Here is a 23,010-nt window from a genome sequence, read left to right as displayed (position 1 = left end):
CTCCTTACATCGGTATGAGCATGGTGACGCAAATGACCAAAAGTGTAATAGCCACGACCAGTTTGACAACAAAACCAAAGCGAAACGTTCCAAATAGCATCAACGTCGTTTTCAAATCGAGCATGGGACCGAACACAAGAAATGCAAGCAACGCGCTGCTTGAAAACGTATTGGCAAAGGAAGCAGCGATAAACGCATCCGCCTCTGAACATAGCGAAAACAAATACGCCATCCCCATCATGACCAAATTGGAGGTGAGTGGGGTCTGACCAATGTCCATGAGCGTATCCCGGCTGATATATACCTGTAGAAGCGCGCTGATAAACGCACCAAACAACAAATATTTTCCCATGTCAAAAAATTCGTCCACCGCGTGGGCAAATGTCGAGGACAGCTTGCCACCCGTCGCTTTTACATGCTCGGCTTCATGACTGATTTGCGATTCCATGCCGAGCCGTATCGGATTTTTTTTGACAAACAAGAAGACAAGCATGCCTACAATGAGGGCAACAACGAATCCCGCAATGCCCCGGTAGAGAGCCATTTCCGGCTGACGGGCGAAAGCGACATAGGTCGATGACAAAACAACCGGATTCACAATCGGTCCCGCCAATAAGAAAACAATCCCGACTGATAGCGGCATCCCTTTTTGGATCAAGCGACGAACCACAGGGATAATGGCACATTCACATACAGGGAACAAAAACCCGAGCAAACCTGCAAACGGCAGGGCCACGAGTGGATGCTTCGGTGTCCAGCGCCTCACCTGCTCTTCTGTCACAAACGTCTGGATAAATGCAGAAAAGAATACACCCAAGAGAACAAACGGGATTGCTTCCAGCCAAATACTAAGGAAAAAGGTTTTCACATCAAGCCACAAAGGGGACCACTCTATGCTCCAACCGGAAAACAAGCCGCTATCTCTGCCCATTGTTAGCCAAACGACACTTAGTCCAAGCAGGAGCGCCCCGATTATTTCAACCAGGAATTGGCGAATCTTCAGAATCAAGTGAGAGTTCTCTCCTTCCATTTGCAAATAGGTATCATTCCTATTTATATATGGTCATCGATATTTCCTGCTTGTCCTTTTATTTTTTTGCAAAATGAACAGGTTGTACAGCCTTCCCTTCCCCCTACATCCGTCTTATAATGGTGAAAAATGGAACGGTTCGGGGTGAATGAAGTGAGCGAAGATATTCAGCGCATTCCCACTGATCTAGAGGTTTGTGAAGTACAGACGATCGATGAAGAAAAAGTAAACAGGCTTCGGCCCAGAATGATGGAAACGGAAGGTGTGGCCTCTCTCTTTAAGGCTCTCGCAGACGATACGCGGGCAAAAATCATTTACGCGCTGGCTCTTGAAGGAGAGCTATGCGTTTGTGATGTCGCAGCAACCATCAATAGTTCGATCCCCAATACCTCTCACCATCTGCGCTTGTTAAAAAACATGGGTCTTGCCCGGTACCGTAAAAACGGCAAGCTCGTCTATTACTCGCTAGATGATGATCATGTCCGTCATTTAATCATGTGTGGAATTGAGCATGCTGCTGAATTGAAGCAATCGAAACCGTAAATCTATTGGCGTCCGTCACGATAAGTGGCGGCCTTTTTTTGCTGATGCTCAAAAAACATTCAAATAATTACTTGAATATGATAATGAATATGGTATGATTTAGTTAATCCTTACCGAAAGAAGGCCCGAATCATGAACGACTATGACGTCATCGTAATTGGCGGAGGGCAGGCGGGGCTTGCTCTCGGATATGCACTCAAGTGTAAAAATCGCCGTTTTGTCATTTTGGAGCAAAACAAACGGATCGGTGATAGTTGGCGGCAGCGCTACGATTCACTCGTGCTTTTTACGCCACGTAAGCATAATCAACTACCTGGTCTTGCGTTTCCCGGAGAGCCGAATACACTCCCGAATAAGGATGAAGCGGCAGACTACTTGGAATTGTACGCCAAACATTTCGAATTGCCTGTCATGCTGGGTACAACTGTTATGGAGCTCAGCAAGGTTGGTTTCAGCTTTCAGATAAGGACACAAGACAGTCTGCTCTACGCGAAGCAAGTCGTTATTGCGACTGGAGCATTTCATACACCGTTTATCCCAGCTATCGCGAACAGCTTGGACACTGTTAATCAACTGCACACTTCGCAGTACAAGAATGAGAGCCAGCTCATCGACGGCACGGTCCTCGTCGTTGGCAGTGGCAACTCTGGAGCACAGATTGCGGTAGAGCTCGCCGCCCATCGACCCGTTATTTTTTCACAGGGAGAATCACGCTCTTACTTGCCAATCTTCATTTTTGGAAAACCTATATTTGATTACATGAAGATACTGGGGTTACTCGATGCTCCCCACTCCACCTGGCTCGGCAAGAAAATGCGCAGCTCACCCGATCCGATTTTCGGCTACAAAAAGCAGGTCCGCGAACTATCCAGAACCGGAGCATTGCGATTGGTTCCCCGAGCCGTACAGGTGAACGGAAATACCACTACTTTTGCAGATGGAACACAAGCAACGGTCAACAACATATTGTGGGCTACCGGTTTTCGACCGAACTACGATTGGCTACACGTTCCCAATGTCCTCGATTCCCATGGCCGACCGATTCATCATCGAGGGATAACAAACGTTCCTGGTCTATCTTTTCTCGGTCTGCCCTGGCAGCATACGCGAGGATCAGCGCTTATGGGTGGTGTCGGAAATGACGCACTTTATTTAGCAGAGCATCTATAAATCATTCGTTTTATAAGGAGGACACAATCATGGGCTTTCATCATCACGATCATGGAGATGGTCATGATCACCATCACCATGGAAAAGGAGCTAGTAAACGAGCTCTTCTCATTTCTTTCTTCATCATTGCTGTATTTTTGGTTGTAGAAACCATCGGGGGCTTCCTCACCAATAGTTTGGCATTGCTCTCTGATGCTGGGCATATGTTAAGTGATGCATTGGCGCTTCTGTTGAGCTTGATCGCTGTTCATTTCGCTGCACGACCACCCTCTGCCAAGAGAACCTTCGGGCTGAAACGCTTTGAAATTTTGGCAGCACTGACCAATGGTGTGACACTTGTACTGATTTCCTTGTTCATTTTCTGGGAAGGGTTCCAACGCATGTGGAATCCGCCCGAGGTTGCCAGCGGCTCCATGATCATCATCGCCAGCGTAGGTCTTTTGGCAAATATTGCGGCTGCCATTGTACTCATGCGTGGCGATACCAAGAACAACGTCAATGTACGCAGTGCCTATCTCCATGTTCTCGGCGATCTTCTCGGTTCTGTCGGTGCAATCGTTGGTGGTATCCTGATGTGGGCTTTTGGCTGGTATATTGCTGACCCGATCATCAGTATCGTCGTGGCTGTCCTGATCATGCTGAGCGCATGGCGCGTAACGAAAGAATCCGTCAATATTTTGCTGGAAGGCGCTCCTTCACGGCTGGATACGACAAAAGTGGAAGAACGATTCAGTCAGCTACCTGGAGTTATCAAAGTGCATGACCTCCACATTTGGACAGTTACTTCCGGATTTGATTCCCTGACATGCCATTTGGTTGTCGAGGACGATTTGCCTAGCTACCCTGTGTTAAATGAAGCGCTGGCCCTTTTGGAAAAAGAATTCGGTATTACACACGCGACAATCCAGATTGAGAACTCGTCTACTACACACGGTGACTTACATTGTCAGGCAACAGCCGATTCACACGATCACGATCACAACCATGACCATGCGCATGATCATAAGCAACATAGCCATTCCTAAAAAAAGAAAACCATCTCCCGACATTTTCGAGAGATGGTTTTTCTTGTGATTAATCTTCCATGGTAGACAGGTCACCAGTCGGTAGACCTAATTCCCACGCTTTCAAGACACGACGCATGATTTTTCCGGAACGCGTTTTTGGCAACTTGTCGCGGAATTCGATTTCACGAGGGGCAGCATGTGCAGCGAGTCCTTCTTTCACAAACCTGCGAATTTCATCCATCAACGCTTCACTAGGCTCATAGCCAGCCCGCAGCGAGATGAACGCTTTGATAATTTCACCACGAACCGGATCTGGTTTGCCGATGACGCCCGCTTCGGCTACTGCTGGATGCTCCACGAGCTTGCTCTCTACTTCAAACGGACCGACTCGCTCACCGGAAGTATTGATCACATCATCAATACGGCCTTGGAACCAGAAGTAGCCTTCTTCATCCTTGTATGCAGAATCTCCGGACACGTACCAGCCTGGGATGCTGAAGTATTCTTCATACTTCGCTGGGTTGTTCCAGATTTGTCTCATCATGGCCGGCCAGCCCGCACGGATTGCCAGGTTCCCCATACGATTCGGCGGCAGCTCGTTGCCACGGTCATCGATAATTGCTGCATAAATACCTGGGAACGGCTTCCCCATCGATCCAGGCTTGATCGCCATACAGCGATAGTTAGAAATCAGCTGAGCACCTGTTTCCGTCATCCACCAGTTGTCGTGAATACGCTGATTGAATACACGCATACCCCAGTGAACGACTTCAGGATTGAGTGGTTCACCAACACTCAGGACGTGACGCAGACTGGATAAGTCAAATTGCTTGACGAGTTCATCCCCTGCCCCCATGAACATGCGGAACGTAGTCGGAGCACTGAACCATATCGATACTTTGTTTTTCTCAATGACTTTATACCAGTCTTCAGGAGTGAAACGTCCACCACGTACGACAATCGTTGCTCCATTCAACCAAGGTGAAAAAATGCCGTAAGAAGTACCCGTTACCCAGCCTGGGTCTGCTGTGCACCAATAAATATCATCCTCTTTTAAGTCGAGAATCCATTTCCCAGTCTGGTAATGCTGGATCATGGCATTATGAACATGCAGAACACCCTTTGGCTTGCCCGTTGAGCCTGAAGTGTAATGGAGGATCATTCCATCCTCACGATCCATCCATTCGATTTCCAGCTCGGAGGAGGCTTCTTCCATCGCCTTTTCAAAGCTGATATGGCCTTCTTTAAGCTCCTCTTCTGCACCCACAACAATCACGTGTTTTAGTGCAGGCAGGTCGCTTACGGGAATGCGTGGCAAGAGTGCAGGTGTCGTAACGATCGCAACTGCTTCGCTATTTTCCAAGCGATCACGCACAGCCGCTTCCATGAACGCTTCGAACAGCGGTCCTACGATTGCGCCAACCTTGATCGTGCCTAAAACGCTTACATAAAGCTCCGGCGAACGCGGCATAAAGACGAAAACGCGGTCCCCTTTCACAATGCCCAAATTCCGCAAAACGTTTCCGAATTTATTGGATAATTTGCTTAATTGCGCGAAAGTATAAGTCTCGTCTCTCGTCGCATTGCTGTACATCAAAGCGATTTTGTCTTTCCGATCAGTAGCGAGATGTCGATCAATGGCTTCGTACACCATGTTCACTTTCCCGGTCTCATACCAAGAGAATTGCTTCTCCACATCCGCCCAATCAAAATTCGCATATGCTTCGTCATAATTTTTCAGATTATAAGGGCCTTCCGTTGCTGGAATTTTCTCCACGTTCATGTCTTCACTCTCCCACTCAACATCGTTTTTCTCACTACGCAACATTCATAATATTTCTACATTTTTTGCGTAATTCCTCCTGCCAGAACCTACTTATTCGATCGTGAACTTTTTCTTGTATAATGACAGTACTCTTACTGCGAAGGAGATGGCTGACCATGACGATCTGGCTTCTTTTACTTGGCGCTATCGCCTTGTTGCTTTTTCGAGCCTATCGCAATACATTTGATGTTCAAACAAAAGATGTAAGCATAACTTTACAAAAGTCTTTGCGCATTCAAAATCCTCATGATTTTGAGCCGATTTCGATACTGCATTTGTCTGATTTGCACATGGAAAATTTGTCGGTACGACCCGAACAAATTGTCGCTGATTTCTCGGATCGTCAGGTGGATCTGATTGCGATTACTGGGGACTTGTTGGATCGAGAAAAAAACATTCCGAAGGCTGTTTCTTTTGTGCAAACCGTTCAGCAATTAAATCCAGCACTAGGAACTTTTGTTGTTTTTGGCAACCATGATTATGTCCTCTCGCCTCATAAGCTCGCGCAGCTAAAATCTGAGCTTGAGCGAATTGGCTGTCGTGTTTTGATCAACCAAAATGAAACGGTCTATCACAAGGGACAACCGTTGCACATCATTGGTGTAGATGATTTCAGTACCCGTCACAGCCACTTGGCCAAGTCGTTTTCAGGTGTACCCGAAACGGGAGCAAGGCTCGTCTTGACTCATGATCCTAATATAGTTTTGCACATGAAGGAGTATGCTTATGATTATTTGTTGTCAGGGCATTTTCACGGAGGACAGATTCATTGGCCTCGCCCCTTTCATCTCGCAACGATGGGGAAACTGCCTAAGCTGAATATCGTGAAAGGTCTTCACGAGATGGATGGTCGACCCTTTTACATCAGTGAGGGCCTGGGGCAAACAGGGGTTAACATCCGTCTGCGTTCCCGTCCCGAGATAACCTTGCATGTGCTGGGCAGCGATGCTCCATTCAACGAGATGGCTGCTCCAGCTCCGGCTCTACAAGAAACAGCTGCCACGCTCGCCCTCGACTAAGGTATAATAGCCTTACTTTCGTGTCGAGATGGGGGTCACCTTGTGGAAAAATGGAAGAGAGATGTCGAGCACATCCGACAAGCGATAAATTTACCTATTGAATATGTACAAGTCTCACAAACAGAGGTAGCACAAGCCCAGCAGGATTGGGTACAAAAAGGCTGGGAGCAAGTTGCCCTCCATTCAAGTAACGGTGTAATGACATTGATCCTTATCGAAACGGCTTCTTGGCATTCTTCAGCCCGAGCGTTGTTGGATCTGATTTTTCCTCATGTAGATGATCCAGCAACGCTCCCCCTACCAAAACAGATATCCAATTGGCTTTCAGGCATTGCCTCCGGCTCCCCTGTAGTAATCCCTGCTCAGTTGGAAGCAAAATGGCCGTGGAAAGAAGCGCGTGTTTCTTTTTTATTGGAGCGATGCAGACCGGATCGCAAGGGAGAATGGGATTTTTTGCAGCCCTTGTTGCATGATTTTTTTGAAGGAGTACCCGATTTCATTCCGTTGACGCAAACACATGCACTTCTCATCGTCCCTGTCTCCATGCTCGATCATCAAAAAACAGCTTCAGAGCTTTTGGAGTGGGCATCTGGCTTGCATGATCTGATTTCGATGGAATGGATGGAACCCGTTCGCCTTGTTGTCGGATCGCCAATCACGAGTCCACTTGTATTGGGCGACACTCTTTTACGGCAATTATCACTCGCCCGTGCCCTTCAATCCTATCGACCACAAATGATGGTCGCTGGAGATTGGTCTTATCCGTTAGAACGATGGGCAGCTTCTCTCCCCAAAGAAATAGCAGCCGCAATCGCCAACGAGCTGGCCGCTATCATAACCGTTCCGCATATGACAGAAGAACAATTGGAAACATTAGATACGTTGTTCGCCAGACAATTGAATGTAAGCGATACAGCAAGGCAGCTTTTCCTTCATCGGAATACGCTGTTGTATCGATTGGACAAGCTGACGGAACAAACCGGTTTAGACCCGCGATTGTTTCCTGATGCGGTCATGCTGCAGCTCTACCTTCTTTTTCGTCAAAATTAACAAAACATTTCGTATATACTGTCCGTATCCATCTTCCAAGTGAATTGGTACCCTACCATTACAGTCATCCCAGAATTTGCTCTCTTCACAAACCCGAGGAGGTGCCTTTTTCATGGCAAAGGTAAGTCTTTCCCACATTTATAAACGATATGGAAACAACATTACGGCAGTTGACGATTTTCACTTAGAAATTCAAGATCGCGAATTCCTCGTTCTAGTCGGACCATCTGGTTGTGGAAAATCTACCACACTGCGCATGATTGCAGGTCTGGAAGAGATTTCAGAAGGTGATTTATACATAGGCGATCGCCGTGTCAACGATGTGGCTCCCAAAGATCGCGACATCGCCATGGTTTTTCAAAGCTATGCACTCTATCCGCATATGAATGTATACGAAAACATGGCTTTCGGCCTGAAATTGCGCAAATTCTCCAAATCCGATATTGATAAGCGAATTCAAGATGCAGCTCGAATCCTCGATATTTCGCATTTGCTAGACCGCAAGCCAAAAGCTCTGTCCGGAGGCCAAAGACAGCGCGTTGCATTAGGTCGTGCGATCGTTCGTGAGCCGCAAGTATTTTTGATGGATGAACCGTTGTCTAACCTCGATGCAAAGCTGCGTGTACAAATGCGCACGGAAATTTTGAAACTGCATCAACGCTTGAATACCACGATCATTTATGTGACGCACGATCAAACAGAAGCCATGACCATGGGAGACCGGATCGTCGTCATGAAGGACGGTCTTATTCAACAGGTGGCAACCCCTACTGAAATCTACAATCATCCAGTCAATCTGTTTGTAGCGAGCTTCATCGGCTCGCCTGCGATGAACTTTGTGAAAGGGAATCTTTCCGATAAAGACGGAGCACTCTATTTTGATGCGCAAAATATTCATGTACGCTTCCCAGAAGATAAAGCCAAGACTTTACGGGAAAAAGGTTATGTAAATAAGCAGGTTATTTTTGGGATTCGCCCTGAGGACATATACAGCGACGCCTCTTTTATGGAAGCAAATCCATTTGAGAGCTCACTGGAAGCAGAAGTTGAAGTCGTAGAAAACATGGGCTCCGAATTGTACGTCTATTTCCACAATATCGGAGATACCCAGATGGTAGCACGCGTGGATTCTCGTGAAGCGCTAAAACCAAAGATGAAGGTAAAACTAGCGATGGATCTTGCCAAATGTCATGTATTTGACAGCGAGACAGAAGTAGCTGTATTCTAATAGCGAAGTGAGAAGGAGTGTCCCATCCGGCATTCCTTTTCCTATTTTTTTGTGCAAAACCTATACAGAGAGAACAACTAGAGATAGCGTGGAGAAGGAGCGGATAAGAAGTGGCTTATCAAATCGTCTTTTTTGACATTGACGGAACCTTACTGAACACCGATCACATCATTCCACAAACAACGGTGGACGCCGTACAAACATTAAAACAAAACGGTGTCCATGTCGCGATCGCAACCGGCCGAGCTCCTTATCATTTAATGCCAATCGCTGAGCAATTGGGCATTGAGACATTCGTGGGCTTTAACGGGTCGTATGTGAAGAGCGAAGGGAAGATCATCCATCACACGCCAATTGCTACTGATACATTGGCAAAGCTCGAACAAATGGCGGAGGGTCATTCCCATCCCATGGTATTTTTGAGCGCAGATCACTGCTATGCCAATGCCATGGACCACCCACATATCATTGAGTCTTTTGATTGGTTGCGACTGGAATCCCCAGCGTATCGCAATCGCTACTGGGAGCAAACGCCGATTTATCAAGCATTTCTTTACTGTGGCGCTGATGAATCGAAATACACGAGTGGATTCCATGACGTCTCTTACATTCGTTGGCATGAACACTGCATGGATATTTTACCCCCAAACGGCTCCAAAGCAAAAGGAATTGAAGCCGTCTTAAAACATTTTGGACTAACTCCTGCGGATGCTGTTGCCTTTGGAGACGGATTGAACGACAAAGAGATGCTCTCCTATGTTGGCATGGGGGTAGCGATGGGGAATGCTCATGAAGAATTGAAGCCGTTCGCCAATATGATTACGCGCCACGTAAACGACAGTGGCATCCAACATGGCCTAGCAAAGCTTGGTTTAATCTAGTCATTCTAACTGTAAGCTATTTCCTTCATAATCACTCCCTTCATGTGCACGCTATAGACAACAGCACTGGAGGGAGTGAGTTTTTTTGCGCGTCTGGCCTATTGTTGCCGCTGTTGCCTTGGTCGGTCTCGTAGTTGTCCCGTATCGGATGAATCAGAATGCAGAACAAGAAATGCGCGAACCTCATCCCCACGTGACATCGGTTCAGGCGAGAATTCCCCGGATTAACTACATTGAACAGGTGAAAGACATTCGTCGTGACCTGGAGAAAAAAAGCCATATTCAAACGCTTCATCATAACCAGCGTGATCGCAGTCATTATGTAGAAAATGAAGTCGTCGTGCGCTTTTCACCACGCCCCAAGCAAGAAAAAATTGATCAGCTCGTTTCTTCGTTGGACGCCAAGATCAAACGTGATTTTGACAAATTTCTCATTATCAAATCAAAGAGCATGACTACCAAGCAGCTCATGAAAAAACTGGCTGAACATCCTGACTCCGTATTTGCCGAGCCAAATTACCTCTTACTCCCGAACGTGAAACCAAACGATACGTATTACAAGGAATACCAGTGGAATCTCCCTCTGATCGGCATGGAGCAAAGCTGGGACGTCAGCGAAGGCAGCAGTGATGTCATCGTTGCAGTCGTCGATACAGGTGTGGATATGAAGCATCCGGAATTTGCTGGTAAGCTGGTCAAAGGCTACAACGTTTTGGACGGCAGTAACAAACCTGAGGATGATAATGGTCATGGTACCCACGTATCAGGTGTCATAGCAGCGAAAACGAATAACGCAGATGGCATTGCCGGGATGTCCTGGAATAGCAAGCTCATGCCGATCAAAGCCATCGGCGCAGACGGTTCGGGATCAGCCGTGGACATCGCACAAGGCATTTATTGGGCGACAGACAACGGAGCGGATGTCATCAACTTGAGTGTAGGCAACTACACCTCCTCTGCTGCTCTGCGGGAAGCTTGTCGCTATGCCTTTGATAAAAATGTCGTGTTAGTCGCGGCTTCCGGAAACGATGCGAGTGATCAGCCTAGCTATCCTGCTGCCTATGATGAAGTTATTGCCGTTGCCGCTGTCGATCACCGTAAAGAACGCGCTGAGTTTTCCAACTTTGGTACTTATGTAGATGTATCTGCTCCCGGGGTCGATATTCCGAGCACGTACATTTATAGCGACTATGCCTCGCTATCAGGTACATCGATGGCATGCCCTCATGTCGCTGCCCTCGCTTCGCTCATCCGTTCCATTCATCCCAATATGAGTACCCAAGACGTGATGAATCTCATTAGACAATCCTCGACTGACCTCGGTGCTCCTGGGCACGATCGGTTATACGGGTACGGCATGATCAATGTCAACCAGGCCCTTCGCCAAGCCAAGCCAGCCGAGCAACTCAAAACGGAACAACCGCCACAAACAATCGGCGGCTTGCTCAATAAATTCTTTCAACGGCTACGCTTCGGTGGGCAATAAGTTCAGTAATAGACTTCAATGAACAAAAAGGCGTACGAACCGATCCAAAGTTTGTACGCCTTTTTTATATACCTTTCGTTGCGGTTCCAATAGAAAAAAGGTGGCTGTTGACCACCTTTTTTGTTACTCAGGCTTTGGCGTACCATATGCTTCATAAGCCTTGCGCAAAATCTCAAAGCTCTTCTTTTTTCGTTCATGGTACGTTGGCAGATCCCATTTGTCCCATTGGTACAAGAATGTTTTGGAAGCTTCTTGCGAGAATGGCTTCTGATTGGAATGTGCAAATACTTCCACTCCGACACCTTTACTTTCGGTGGGTACGATTCCTTTCGCCTCATACGGATATTTCCAAACCTGTTTGCTGCTCGGGTCAGTATACCCCAAAAGCATCCAAGGAATGCGTATTTCCAAAACATTGCCCTTTGCATACCAATCTGCCAATGAGTTGTAAGCCGGATCTTCCGGATTGGAAATCCCTGGCTTCATGATGCCCACTTCCAGCTCTTCGAAAGGTACTGTTTTCTTGGTTTCCGGTAAATACAATGCTTTGTTGAGCGCCAGCTTCCATGGCAAGAATATGCCCCTATCTGCTTGATCATATCGCTCGTCCCAAGGCAGCATTCCCTTGATGTACCCATATAGCCAACTATGCTGATCATAGGCGCTATTGACAAAAATGCGAGAATGGCTGTCCCCTTGCATTCGCAGCAAAAATTCGATCTCTTGGGAAAATGTAATACCTGGTGCTTTATCAGCGGTTCGACTCCCACCACTCAGCGTATCGAAGCCAATATCCAGCCTGTCCGTAGAGAAATCCCAAACTCCTTCACTCTTCTTTAGCATGAGATACAAGTACGCTTCATCGTGTGAAACAGATAGATCAAATCCCGGATAAGCACGTTTGACTCGCTGAAGTCTTTTTTCCCAATCTGCTGTTTTCCCATCAAGGATGATCTGGTCAGAGGCGTAATTACCGGGTTCCACCGCGATGACGCCGAATTTTTCCTCGTTCGTCAACGGATTGTTCCACATCGCCCTCCGCTCCCAAGGTAGCTCCAGGTCAATCGTATTCCAGGTAAATTTAAACCATTCATCGTGCCATGCGAATAAAAGTGCGCCATCATAGCCTTCTTCATAAATATTACGCAGCATATCGGCGTTCATCTCGCCTTGCTCTTGTTCCGTATGCATTCCTTGGTTCCGTCCAGCAGGCCCATAATGAGTCATTCCCCGTGAGCTAGGTACGCCATATTCGGCAACCAACAACGGGATTCCTTTATGGTGGGCACGCAGATCACGCAAGTATCCGGCATACGGGTCTATCTTGCCGCTGGAATCCCGGTACGCTTGGTACTTTTCCTCATATCGTAAAAAGTCCGGGTAATACGGATAGACATGATAAGCAGCAAAGTAACCAGCTGTCCATTCCGTCGATGCTTTCAGATTCATCGGGTCGATCGAGACCATATCCTCTTGCGGCAGCGGCTCATTGGGATGTGACAGAGGATCAGTCGTCAGCCAGTTTGTGAACGATACTGGATGCTGCCAGCCGTATTTCATCTCTTCCTCAGCCAAATAATCAAGCATGATGGCAAGCCAGCTCTCAAAAGGAGAAGCTTTTTCCGTTGCCATGATATATTTTCCCTGGTAAGGAGGCATGTCCGGATGAGATGCATTCGTCACTTGCACCGTATACGGATGCCACTCGGTACCGAGTATCCATCCTACCAAGTATTCCGACACATCTGTTCGGTATTCACCGCTTGCACGACCGTACCGCTCTGGGAGAGTCACGTCTCCATGGACTGCATGTACAGCGTCTTTAATCTCTTGGCGAAAATCTCTGGTGATCTCGGGAGTAAATGCATCCCGTCCTTTTCGATCTTCACCTGCCAGTGCTTCATCCGGCGACCAGATTCCTTGCAGCAAGAGCAGCGGCTCTTCCTGCTTTTGGTTGAACTCGTGTAAAGACTCATAAAAAATCGGAGGTAGAATCGTATAAATGCGGACGACTTTGTTATTCATTTCCTTCATTTGCGAAAACCAGCGCAAGTAATCCTCGCGGGTCGGGGAAAGCTCTCCAGGATAGTGTCCTGGTGTCGTTGCCCCTAGATTAATTCCCGCCCAAAACACAGGTTCCCAGCCTTGCCCGTTATAGAGAGCAATATCCCCACCGTCTACTTTGGCAACCAGCTTCCTGCCTTCACCTTCGAATACAGGCATCGGTTTTGATGCTTTGCTTGCTTCCATATGGGCTTCACTTTTTTTGACCAGTTCCTTCCACTTCTCGTAATCATGGATGGCGTATCCGGCGTAGCCTGCAAATTCTTCGAGGTTATCTTCGAGAACCGCCAGTTGCTCCTCCAATCCGCCATGCCCTTCCTCATAAAAGGTTGTGTTTTCTCCCTCTGCGCTTTGCAGCAGGTTAAGACCTACGACCACTTTGTTTTTTTGATCGTCAGCTTCGTTCATGATCGGGTTCACAATTTCCAATACCCCGTTCGGTCCCTCTACCCTGTCGCGATAGGCCATTAACGTTACATGATCTAGCGTATTGACCAGCCATTTACTGACACTTTCCGATTTGCCTTCCAGCGACAGCTCGTACATCCAAAATGGAATATCGACACTTAGCTCCAAAGCCGGGTCCTTTTTGAGTTCCGCGGACAAGTACTCGATATTGGCAACCCATTCGTTTTTGATTACTTCCTTGTTCTCATTCCATTCGGGTAAAACGTGAGGCTCAATATCGAGATGGAGACCGCTAAATCTTTCACCTTCTCCTGCTGATTTATTATAGGTCTGAACCCAGTTTACAAAGGTGGTAATACTTTTTCGATTGGAAGCGAGAGACCATACCGGATCTCCTGCAAGAGCATCCACGCGAATACCGGATGCATTTGCTTCCTTAATAAAGGAGCGATAATCTTGATGGGCAACATTTTCTTGGTCAATATGCAAATAAATGAGATTGACGTCATGTTGCTTGGCAAATGCGATGATTTCTTCTCTTTCTGTAACAATGAGCTGCGTATTCCAAATCCAGGTCGCAATCATCGGCGGAGTCCTATACAAATAAGCGATGATTGCGATGACTGGTATGATGAAGAGCAAAAAACCGAGCAGCAGCTTTTTTCTGCTTGATCGATTTTGTTCTGGTTCTGTGCTAGCTGTAAAAATAAGACATCCTCCTACTGACTGCGATTATGTGCGGGTTCCATCAAGCGTTTGGCATACTTCTCTTTGATGCTCTGGCGTTCTCTGGCGATGGCCAAAGCGTCGTTCGGAACATCATCTGTGATCGTAGAGCCTGCGGCTACATAGGCACCCTCTCCGATGGTAACTGGAGCTATCAAATTGGCATTGCAACCAATAAAGGCGTGATCACCAACGATCGTTTTATGCTTGCGGACGCCATCGTAGTTGACAGTGATTGTACCGCACCCTACGTTTACATGTTCACCGATATCAGAATCACCAATATACGAGAGGTGAGCAACCTTTGCACCTTTCCCAAGACGTGAATTTTTCAGTTCGACAAAATCCCCGACCTTCGCCTCCTCACCTACATCTGAACCTGGACGAATATAGGCATAAGGGCCAACGACTGCCCCGTCACGAATCATGCTGTTACATGCATTTGCGTAACGAATTTCTACGTTACACCCTACTTCGCAATCACTTACGTCTGCATTCGGTCCTATGACACAATCGGGACCTATTGTTGTTTTCCCGCGGAGGTACGTTCCCGGATGAATAACCGTATCAGGTCCGATACACACATCGGCATCAATATAGGTGGAGGTTGGATCAATGATCGTGACTCCGTTTTGCATATGCTGTTCATTGATTCGCATACGGAGCAATCTCTCGGCGCAAGCCAGCTGGATTCTGTCATTCACGCCACCCCCCTCTTCCGCATCATCGGTTATGAAAGCCGCAATGCGCTCGTTTTGCTCGTTTAAAATAGTCAAAACGTCAGGCAAATAATACTCTTTCTGGGCATTATCATTTTTTACTCGGGATAGGGCTTGAAACAGCTTTTGGTTGTCGAAACAATACATTCCTGTATTGATCTCGCATATTATCCGTTCTTCGGCTGTTGCATCTTTGTGCTCCACGACCCGTTCCACAAGGCCGTTTTCGTCGCGAATCAATCGGCCGTACCCTGAAGGATCATCTACTCGTGCCGTTAATACAGTTGCAGCTGCATCTTGAGTTTCATGCTGCTCAAGCAGTTGCCCTATCGTTTTCTCCCTCACCAATGGTGTATCCCCGCTCAACACGATCGTTGTCCCCTGTTTGTCATGCAGGAGGTCAGCCGCCATCATCACTGCATGGGCAGTTCCCAATTGCTCGGGCTGGTAAGCATAGCGGACAGAAGCACCGAACTGCTTTTTCACTTGCTCGGCCCCATGCCCTACAATCAAAATAATCTCATCGATACCAAGGCCATGTAATCGGTCGACAATATGCTGAATCATTGGTTTTCCACAAACCTCATGGAGCACTTTGCAACGCGTAGACCTCATCCGTGTCCCTTTTCCCGCTGCCAATACAATTGCATAACGACTACTCATGTGATCCTCCCATCAGATCGACTTATTTGGCTTCTCTGAAGTACGGCCTTACTTTGTTGACAATATCCTCAACAATATCTCTCGTTCCCATTGTCGTTGTCTGTTGACCTTTCTCGTAAACCTGAAGCATGATTTCTATCAACGTTTTTTGATCAAGAGTTTGGTCAGTGGAATCCATCATGGACAATTCAGCCCCTTACGGAATTAATGTAAATCCGACAAGTCAAAATGGGGAAAGAATCCCATTCTCTCCAAAAAGCTGGCTGTTCCGGGATTCCTCCAAATTTTATTTTTTTATTCAACAGTTACACTTTTGGCAAGATTCCGTGGCTTGTCTACATCATTGCCCAATGCCAGAGAAGTGTAATACGAGATCAACTGCAACGGAATAACGGACAAGATGGGGGTAAACACAGGCAATGTCGCAGGAACAAAGCACACTTCGTCTACATTTCTGTGCAGTTCAACATTCCCTTCCAATGTGATCGCTAACACATTCCCACCTCGTGCCTTCACTTCTGTAATATTGCTAACCATTTTTTCTTCCAGCTCTTTTTGTGTCACCAAGGCAATGACAGGGGTACCCTCTTCAATCAAAGCTAGCGTTCCATGCTTCAATTCCCCAGCTGCGTATGCCTCTGAGTGAAGGTAGGAAATTTCCTTCAGCTTTAAGGACCCTTCCAGTGCCACAGCATAATCAATGCCTCGACCGATAAAGAACAGGCTGCTGTGATTTTTGATGGATTCGGCATAAACACGAATATCATCCGCATGCAGGAGTGCCTTTTCAGCCTGTTCCGGCAACTGTCTCAGATGGGCAATCATGAATTCTCTCTCGTTTTCCGCAAGAGTCTCCTTCACTTGAGCCAGGTACAATCCGAGCAGATAGAAAACGATTACCTGTGAGGTGTACGCCTTCGTTGAAGCGACAGCAATTTCCGGTCCAGCAAAGGTAGCAAGCACATGATTAGCTTCACGGGCAATAGAGCTGCCCTGAACATTAGTGATAGCCAAAACCTTAGCTCCCAGTCGCTGACCTTCCCGCAAGGCTGCGAGTGTGTCAGCCGTTTCGCCCGACTGACTCACGACGATGACCAGCGTTTTTTCAGATAATATAGGGCGGCGATATCTGAATTCTGAAGCGACATCGACCTCTACCGGTATCCTTGCCAATTCTTCAATCACATGCTTGCCAATCAGCCCTGCGTGATAGGCGGTTCCGCACGCTACGATGAATATTTTCTCAAAGCCTTTGATTTGTTCTGGCTGCAACTGCAAATCTTTCAAAATAATACGCTTTCCGTCCTCGTCAATCCGGTTCAGCAGTGTATTTCGGAATGCATTTGGCTGCTCGTAAATTTCTTTTAGCATGAAGTGCTCAAAACCGTCTTTCTCCGTCTGTTCCACATCCCAATCTACGCGGAACATCTCTCGCTGAAGCGGTTCGCATGTTTCCACTTTCATGAGAGAAACGCTGTCTTTCTTGAGAACCGCCATTTCCCCGTCTTCCAGGATGACAATGTCGCGTGTGTGCTCAAGAACCGCAGAGATGTCGGAACCAATGAAGTTTTCTCCTTTACCTACCCCGATAATGAGTGGACTTGCCAGTCGGACTGCCACCATTTTATCTGGCTCGTACTCGCAAACAACACCAAGAGCATATGCCCCGCGCATACGCAGTACTGCATTTCGAACCGCGGCGACGAGATCGCCTTCGTATAGTACAGCAATGAGATGAGCAATGACTTCTGTATCGGTCTCGGATGTAAACGTGACCCCATGGTCCAAAAGCTCCTGTTTGATTTCCAGATAGTTTTCGATAATGCCGTTGTGGACAACAGAAAACTTTCCCGATTCATCCGTATGTGGATGTGAGTTCTCATCGGATGGACGGCCGTGAGTGGCCCAACGCGTATGTCCGATTCCCAAACAACCTTGAATAGGAGATTGGACGAGCCGTTCTTCCAAAACGGCCAGCCTTCCTTTCGATTTGCAAATCTCCATTTTTTCACCGTTAAATATTGCGACACCAGCCGAGTCATAGCCGCGATACTCCAGCTTCTGCAAACCATTTGTCAGGATTTTTTGGGCTTGCCCCTCACCAATATATCCAACGATACCGCACATGTGATTGCCTCCCCTATTCCGTAATCATCAGCCAGTTTTCAAGCTAAGCCAGAAGTACGACTCGTTCTTCCTCGACGTGCATCTTTGCCGGATTCCCCAGCTTGTAAATGTGTTGACCCGTTATGCTGTCAAAAGCATTTCGTGTATCAATGATGGCTATACCCAGGTCAGCAAACTTCTGGTAGTCAAAGCTCTTATGATTCGTAACGAGTACCATGCAATCGTAATTTTTCATTTGTTCCAAGTCATGCGGAATGGAGCGAACTGTGTTCCCGCGTTTGTCTATAAAGCTTTGTGCATAAGGATCGTAGTAATCGACACGTGCACCGTTTTCCTGGAACAGCTCGTATATATGCAAGCCAGGGGATTCACGCAGATCATCAATGTCAGGCTTGTAGGCCATCCCCAAAATAAGAATCCGCGAGTTTTTGATTGATTTGGCATAAAGATTCAGTACTTGTGCGGTTTTATTGATCACATAGTCTGGCATATTGTCGTTAATCGATTGTGCCAGTTCGATGAATTTGCTATGAAAACGGAAGCCCTTTGCCTTCCAGGAGAGATACATCGGATCAAGCGGAATGCAATGCCCCCCAATTCCAGGACCTGGATAAAACGGCATATAGCCAAACGGTTTCGTTGACGCAGCTTTGATAACCTCCCACACATCAATGCCCATTTTGTCGCACATCATAGCCATTTCATTGATAAAAGCAATGTTTACACTCCGGAATGTATTTTCCAACAATTTAGACATCTCAGCTACTTTCGGGGAAGAAACCGTTACTACATTGGTAACCAGATTGCCATACAGCAGGGCCCCCAACTCCAAGCACTTCGGCGTGGTTCCCCCTATTACTTTTGGCGTATTATGTGTGTTGAAGGAATAGTTGCCTGGATCTACACGCTCAGGTGAGAAGCAAAGGAAGAAATCCTTTCCGACGGTCAGACCCAACTTTTCGAACTCCCACTGGATCAATTCTTCTGTCGTCCCAGGATATGTTGTGCTTTCAAGCGTAATCAGAAGGTTTTTCTTTTTGTATTTGATAATTTCACGGACAACTCCCTTAATAAAGGACGTATCCGGATCTTGATTTTCACTGAGCGGCGTCGGAACACATATGCTGACCGCATCCAGCTCCTTGAGCACCCGATAATCAGTGGTCGGGAAGAATCGCTGAGCAGAAAGGCTTGATTGGATCACATCGCAAGGAACGTCCTGGATATAAGACCTGCCTGCGAGCAAGGTTTCTACCTTCCGCTGGTCCAAATCGATCCCATAAACAGAGAAACCGCTTTTTGCCATTTCCATAGCGAGAGGCAGACCAACGTACCCAAGTCCAATTACCCCAACTTTTACGGTTTTTGATTCCATTTTTTGCTTCAATTTTGTGAAGTAGCTCATTTTTCTTCCTCCCTTTTATCTGTGTTTAAGACAATAGACTTCTCACTCGTGCTTCCAGGTCTACGGGTGAAAATGGCTTCGCTATATAATCTGAGACTCCCAGCTCGAATGATCTTTTCTTGTCGTCTTCCAACCGTTTGTGGGTTAATACCACGATTTGGGTGCCATGCTCAACTGCATTGATCTTGCTGATGAGCTGGTAACCGTCTTCAATGGCTAAATTTACATCGGTGATAACTGCGTCCGGTAAAAATCGCTTGTATTTTTCCCACGCTTCTCTCCCGTTTTCCGCCAAATAAACGGAGTAACCTTTTCTTTGTAAATAGATGCGTAAAAACTCATTCACAGTTTCATCTTGCGAAACAAGCAAAAGACTTTTCTTTGTTTCCGATGATCGTTTACCGCTGTATATGCGAATATCCCCAGCGTCTCCCTTTCCAGCAGTAATCTCCTGTACCATACCACTGAGAACTTGTGCTGCTGATTCCCCCTGTTCAGGGAAGCTGGCGATGAATACTGGCCCAGCCAAAATATGTTGGGTCTGTAGCTGTTCCTTGATAAAGAGAGAATGGAAATGAGTATTGCCTAGCATTTGGTCGCCAAGGAGAATACCGAGAATGCTGCTTTGTTTGTCGTAAAAGCAATGGATATCGGTAAACCCCTCTGCTTTCGCCAAAGACATTTTCAAATCTTGGATCTTTTCTTCACTGCTTCCATTCGTAACAGCCAGAATAATCCCGCATGGCAACTGACTCGATTCATAGAAAGTAAGCACATGTTCAAAGGCTTGAAATAAAGGAAACGAATACGCTTTTGCAATCTGACTCATGGTATCTCCCTCCTGTGCCCTGTTTCTCTATGTTTTCCAGCTTGTTCTCGTCATGGTTCCCCATGTGTTATTGTTGCGCATAAACTCGATATGACCCAAAAATCTCCAAATGACTCCCAACTGCTGATATCCAAGAAACATGAAGAAGAGGAATGCCAACATCTTGAGATTGTCGCGAACTCTTGTGTAACGCTTGAAGGCAAGTTCTTCAATAAACAGGGAGCCGATCCCGAGCAGAACGCCAAACAAGAGATTCAGCAGTGCATAGATAGCCAGTATTTTCCATTGAGTCATGTCCATCAATGTATATCCCAGCAGAGCCAAAAAACCGGTAAACCTGAAATAAGGATTCAGCGTTTCGAAAATGATGTTATAGGGAAAGGTTATCAGCCCCATAACTTTGTACTTGGGACGGCCTACTATATAAATGCCGTACTCCAGCATGTTTTTGAGGTTACCTCGTCCCCATCTTCGTCGCTGGCTACCAAGTATTTTCAGCGTATCAGGAGCCTGGGTCCAGCAAACGGCATCGGGGCAAAAAGCCACTCGATACGGAAGTTTATTTTCAAGCATATATTTATGAAGCTTGATGATGATGTTCATGTCCTCGCCGGGATATCCCCCTCGATAACCGCCGGCTTTGACAACGAAATCTTTTCGAAAAACCCCAAAGGCACCCGACACAATGATCAGGCCGTTGATTGAACTCCACCCAATCCTTCCCCCTAGGAATGCCTTTAAGTATTCGACACACTGGAACATAGGCAAAATTTTGGTAGGAAGATTGACTTTCTTCACCATTCCGTCCTCGATTTCACAGCCGTTTGCGATTCGGACGATACCGCCGATCGCGACCGTTTCCTCAGGGTTTTCCATGTACACCTTGGCGATGCGAATCAATGCGTCCTTTTCTAATAACGAATCAGCATCGATGGAAGCAATCAATGGATAGTGAGAAAGATTAATCCCGGCGTTTAGCGAGTCGGCTTTTCCTCCGTTTTCCTTATCAATGAAATATAAATTGGGATATTGCGGATTGTAATAAACGCCTCGTACGTTGGAGGTTTCCAATACTCTGGAGCCCCCTGTATACTCTGTGCGGGTTAACTGGAACTCATGTAACAAAACTTGCAACGTTTCGTCTTTTGAACCGTCATTAATAACAATGACTTCATACTTAGGATAATCTAGCGCGAGAAGCGAACGAACGTTTTCAATGATGGTCAATTCCTCATTGTAAGCAGGAACGAGAATGGATATTTGTGGTACATACTCTGATCCTGAGAGTGACTGAAAGCGAGAATACATGGAACTTTTGATGATAGAAAAAATATTTTTGACGGACAGGGTTAGAATCGTTAAATAGAGCGTCTCAATCACGATTACGTAATAAACAGCAAAGATCCCGTATGCTTGCAAAAAGTCCCTCATGTCAATCTCCTTTCAGGTATAGTTACACGGCATAAACATAACGATTTTTCTTGTCCACCTGCTCATCCTCATTGATTTGCTTTCTGCAACTGGCATACATCTCAATCATTTCAGTATCCTGACAGACTTCCGTATCGTTCGTCTTCATCAAGGACTCGAACAATGCCATTGCCAAAACAGCATCATATTGGAACAGCAACCTCACTGATTGGATGCGGACTTCCTTGTCTTCCGAATCGATCTGCCGATATACCAAATCGGCAATCTCCGCGGTTAAAGGAGCAGACCATCCAATCAAAGCGATTTTAATCAAATCCTTGTCCGTACTTCGCAAGCATTCAAGCAATAATGGTGTACAATCCAGCTCTGACTCTTTCATGATGTCAACGGCAAGGTAATGATTGCTTTTTCGATGCTTTACAAGGAGCATCAGCATGTTCCTTATATCCTCCAGATTTCTCGCACACTTGGCGATAGATCTCGCGATGATAAAATGAGTGGGATCGAGTTTTTTTGTCTGCAGCAATTGCAGAAGTCTTGGTACAGCTTCCTCGGATCGCATTGCTCCTACATGGTAGGCCGCATCGATCCTTATCCAATGAAAGCGACTATACAGTCTGTGGAGGTTTTGCTTGACGAGCCCAGTATCCTCACATAGTGTGATCATTTTCTTTCGGTGGCTTCCTGTAAGAGATTCGATCCATTCAATGAGTTTTTGTTGCAGAACTCGCATTTCCAAGCGATTTAATTGCCAGTAAGGCGGTTTCAATCTCTCAGGCGAGTCCATATGAGACTGGATATACGTGAAGTAGTCTTGAAACTGTCCCAGGTAAACGCGTGTTCTCCTTTCTATCAACAAGTTCCTTGATTTAATCACCAAGATACCCATAAAAAATAGTATAATTATTACAATTAACAGGCAGATTACCGTCACTGCTTCTGACAAATTGGCATGCAGAATGGATCTCTCCTCTCCAGTTTTTTTGTAAGGTTTTCTGTGCACTCCTATCCATTTCAAGTCGACAGCGTTAAGCGCCATTCAAGCTCGAGTTTTTCTTTATAGAGAACATTTCGTTCGTTTTGTTCTTTATAAAGAACGATTTAAAATTAGTATCCTGTACAGGCAATGGAATGTAAAATATCAATTTTCTCTAAAAATAGACCAAAAACGGCGAAAATCGACTATTTTGTAGAATATCGTCTGAATATCTCGTTTTTACTCGTCCTTAATAACGAACACATTGTTTCTTATAAAGAACAACCGCAGTTATAGATACTTAGCCATAATGATCTATCGTTTTATCTAGTAGAAAGGTAATTTTTTGGCAATGTCAGTAGGATCAAATTGAATAAATGAGCCAAACGACACAGGACTAGTCCCACAAAAAGTTGTGTTTCA

18 protein-coding genes are annotated in these 23,010 nt (G+C 46.3%); 8 read left to right on the top strand and 10 right to left on the bottom strand.

What is annotated here, in order from left to right:
* Window positions 1-4 precede the first annotated feature (4 nt).
* A complete protein-coding gene (locus ACKKE8_RS11935) occupies window positions 5-1,009 on the bottom strand; it encodes a permease (protein WP_409178340.1) in 1,005 nt (334 codons plus the stop codon).
* A gap of 174 nt (window positions 1,010-1,183) precedes the next feature.
* Between ACKKE8_RS11935 and ACKKE8_RS11930 the strand changes: the two genes are divergently transcribed.
* From ACKKE8_RS11930 to ACKKE8_RS11920, 3 genes are all read left to right on the top strand, one after another.
* Window positions 1,184-1,573 carry an ArsR/SmtB family transcription factor gene (locus ACKKE8_RS11930; RefSeq protein WP_409178339.1) on the top strand — a complete coding sequence of 130 codons (390 nt, stop codon included), beginning with the start codon at window positions 1,184-1,186 and terminating at the stop codon, window positions 1,571-1,573.
* Between the two features lie 132 nt (window positions 1,574-1,705).
* Window positions 1,706-2,743, top strand: coding sequence for a flavin-containing monooxygenase (locus ACKKE8_RS11925; RefSeq protein WP_409178338.1), 1,038 nt, complete (start codon window positions 1,706-1,708; stop codon window positions 2,741-2,743).
* Between the two features lie 29 nt (window positions 2,744-2,772).
* Complete coding sequence (locus ACKKE8_RS11920) at window positions 2,773-3,768, top strand: cation diffusion facilitator family transporter (RefSeq protein WP_409178337.1); 996 nt, start codon at window positions 2,773-2,775, stop codon at window positions 3,766-3,768.
* A 49-nt stretch (window positions 3,769-3,817) separates the two neighbouring features.
* On the opposite strand, the gene acsA is transcribed toward ACKKE8_RS11920, so the two are convergent.
* Window positions 3,818-5,533, bottom strand: coding sequence for an acetate--CoA ligase (acsA, locus tag ACKKE8_RS11915; protein ID WP_409178336.1), 1,716 nt, complete (start codon window positions 5,531-5,533; stop codon window positions 3,818-3,820).
* 158 nt (window positions 5,534-5,691) lie between these two features.
* On the opposite strand from acsA, the gene ACKKE8_RS11910 reads away from it, so the two are divergent.
* The 5 genes from ACKKE8_RS11910 to ACKKE8_RS11890 all read left to right on the top strand — a co-directional run bounded on the left by ACKKE8_RS11910 (window position 5,692) and on the right by ACKKE8_RS11890 (window position 11,239).
* Window positions 5,692-6,594 carry a metallophosphoesterase gene (locus ACKKE8_RS11910; protein ID WP_409178335.1) on the top strand — a complete coding sequence of 301 codons (903 nt, stop codon included), beginning with the start codon at window positions 5,692-5,694 and terminating at the stop codon, window positions 6,592-6,594.
* A 42-nt stretch (window positions 6,595-6,636) separates the two neighbouring features.
* Entirely contained in the window at window positions 6,637-7,644 is a 1,008-nt protein-coding gene (locus ACKKE8_RS11905) for a PucR family transcriptional regulator (RefSeq protein ID WP_409178334.1), read from the top strand.
* A gap of 112 nt (window positions 7,645-7,756) precedes the next feature.
* Window positions 7,757-8,872: an ABC transporter ATP-binding protein gene (locus tag ACKKE8_RS11900; protein ID WP_409178333.1), complete on the top strand. Its 1,116-nt coding sequence runs from the start codon at window positions 7,757-7,759 to the stop codon at window positions 8,870-8,872.
* Between the two features lie 110 nt (window positions 8,873-8,982).
* Window positions 8,983-9,753, top strand: a complete 771-nt coding sequence (locus ACKKE8_RS11895; protein WP_409178332.1) for a Cof-type HAD-IIB family hydrolase — start codon at window positions 8,983-8,985, stop codon at window positions 9,751-9,753.
* An 85-nt stretch (window positions 9,754-9,838) separates the two neighbouring features.
* Window positions 9,839-11,239 (top strand): S8 family peptidase, encoded by a 1,401-nt coding sequence (locus tag ACKKE8_RS11890; protein WP_409178331.1) that lies wholly within the window; start codon window positions 9,839-9,841, stop codon window positions 11,237-11,239.
* 123 nt (window positions 11,240-11,362) lie between these two features.
* Here ACKKE8_RS11890 and ACKKE8_RS11885 read toward each other — a convergent pair whose 3' ends face one another.
* The 8 genes from ACKKE8_RS11885 to ACKKE8_RS11850 form a co-directional block, all read right to left on the bottom strand.
* Window positions 11,363-14,296 carry a hypothetical protein gene (locus ACKKE8_RS11885; RefSeq protein ID WP_409178330.1) on the bottom strand — a complete coding sequence of 978 codons (2,934 nt, stop codon included), beginning with the start codon at window positions 14,294-14,296 and terminating at the stop codon, window positions 11,363-11,365.
* A 134-nt stretch (window positions 14,297-14,430) separates the two neighbouring features.
* On the bottom strand, window positions 14,431-15,819 hold the full coding sequence (glmU, locus tag ACKKE8_RS11880; protein ID WP_409178329.1) for a bifunctional UDP-N-acetylglucosamine diphosphorylase/glucosamine-1-phosphate N-acetyltransferase GlmU: 1,389 nt from the start codon (window positions 15,817-15,819) through the stop codon (window positions 14,431-14,433).
* A gap of 22 nt (window positions 15,820-15,841) precedes the next feature.
* Window positions 15,842-16,000 carry a hypothetical protein gene (locus ACKKE8_RS11875; protein ID WP_409178328.1) on the bottom strand — a complete coding sequence of 53 codons (159 nt, stop codon included), beginning with the start codon at window positions 15,998-16,000 and terminating at the stop codon, window positions 15,842-15,844.
* A gap of 113 nt (window positions 16,001-16,113) precedes the next feature.
* Complete coding sequence (gene glmS / locus ACKKE8_RS11870; protein ID WP_409178327.1) at window positions 16,114-17,946, bottom strand: glutamine--fructose-6-phosphate transaminase (isomerizing); 1,833 nt, start codon at window positions 17,944-17,946, stop codon at window positions 16,114-16,116.
* A 43-nt stretch (window positions 17,947-17,989) separates the two neighbouring features.
* Window positions 17,990-19,351, bottom strand: coding sequence for a nucleotide sugar dehydrogenase (locus ACKKE8_RS11865; RefSeq protein ID WP_409178326.1), 1,362 nt, complete (start codon window positions 19,349-19,351; stop codon window positions 17,990-17,992).
* Window positions 19,352-19,376: 25 nt separating this feature from the next.
* Window positions 19,377-20,180 carry a response regulator transcription factor gene (locus ACKKE8_RS11860; RefSeq protein WP_409178325.1) on the bottom strand — a complete coding sequence of 268 codons (804 nt, stop codon included), beginning with the start codon at window positions 20,178-20,180 and terminating at the stop codon, window positions 19,377-19,379.
* Window positions 20,181-20,207: 27 nt separating this feature from the next.
* The gene (locus tag ACKKE8_RS11855) at window positions 20,208-21,611 is read right to left on the bottom strand and encodes a glycosyltransferase family 2 protein (protein WP_409178324.1); all 1,404 of its coding nucleotides are present in this window, start codon (window positions 21,609-21,611) and stop codon (window positions 20,208-20,210) included.
* A gap of 22 nt (window positions 21,612-21,633) precedes the next feature.
* Window positions 21,634-22,047: a hypothetical protein gene (locus ACKKE8_RS11850; protein WP_409178323.1), complete on the bottom strand. Its 414-nt coding sequence runs from the start codon at window positions 22,045-22,047 to the stop codon at window positions 21,634-21,636.
* Between the last annotated feature and the right edge of the window lie 963 nt (window positions 22,048-23,010).

It is taken from the genome of Brevibacillus fortis (assembly GCF_046196545.1).
Taxonomy (GTDB): Bacteria; Bacillota; Bacilli; order Brevibacillales; family Brevibacillaceae; genus Brevibacillus; species Brevibacillus fortis_A.
This window is presented reverse-complemented; position numbering and strand designations above follow the sequence as displayed.

Coding starts and splice junctions, on each gene's coding strand:
- ACKKE8_RS11925 (WP_409178338.1), top strand. CDS start 1,706: ATGAACGACTATGACGTCATCGTAATTGGCGGAGGGCAGGCGGGGCTT.
- ACKKE8_RS11920 (WP_409178337.1), top strand. CDS start 2,773: ATGGGCTTTCATCATCACGATCATGGAGATGGTCATGATCACCATCAC.
- acsA (WP_409178336.1), bottom strand. CDS start 5,533: ATGAACGTGGAGAAAATTCCAGCAACGGAAGGCCCTTATAATCTGAAA.
- ACKKE8_RS11910 (WP_409178335.1), top strand. CDS start 5,692: ATGACGATCTGGCTTCTTTTACTTGGCGCTATCGCCTTGTTGCTTTTT.
- ACKKE8_RS11900 (WP_409178333.1), top strand. CDS start 7,757: ATGGCAAAGGTAAGTCTTTCCCACATTTATAAACGATATGGAAACAAC.
- ACKKE8_RS11885 (WP_409178330.1), bottom strand. CDS start 14,296: ATGATTGCGACCTGGATTTGGAATACGCAGCTCATTGTTACAGAAAGA.
- glmU (WP_409178329.1), bottom strand. CDS start 15,819: ATGAGTAGTCGTTATGCAATTGTATTGGCAGCGGGAAAAGGGACACGG.
- ACKKE8_RS11875 (WP_409178328.1), bottom strand. CDS start 16,000: ATGATGGATTCCACTGACCAAACTCTTGATCAAAAAACGTTGATAGAA.
- glmS (WP_409178327.1), bottom strand. CDS start 17,946: ATGTGCGGTATCGTTGGATATATTGGTGAGGGGCAAGCCCAAAAAATC.
- ACKKE8_RS11865 (WP_409178326.1), bottom strand. CDS start 19,351: ATGAGCTACTTCACAAAATTGAAGCAAAAAATGGAATCAAAAACCGTA.
- ACKKE8_RS11860 (WP_409178325.1), bottom strand. CDS start 20,180: ATGAGTCAGATTGCAAAAGCGTATTCGTTTCCTTTATTTCAAGCCTTT.
- ACKKE8_RS11855 (WP_409178324.1), bottom strand. CDS start 21,611: ATGAGGGACTTTTTGCAAGCATACGGGATCTTTGCTGTTTATTACGTA.
- ACKKE8_RS11850 (WP_409178323.1), bottom strand. CDS start 22,047: ATGCTGATGCTCCTTGTAAAGCATCGAAAAAGCAATCATTACCTTGCC.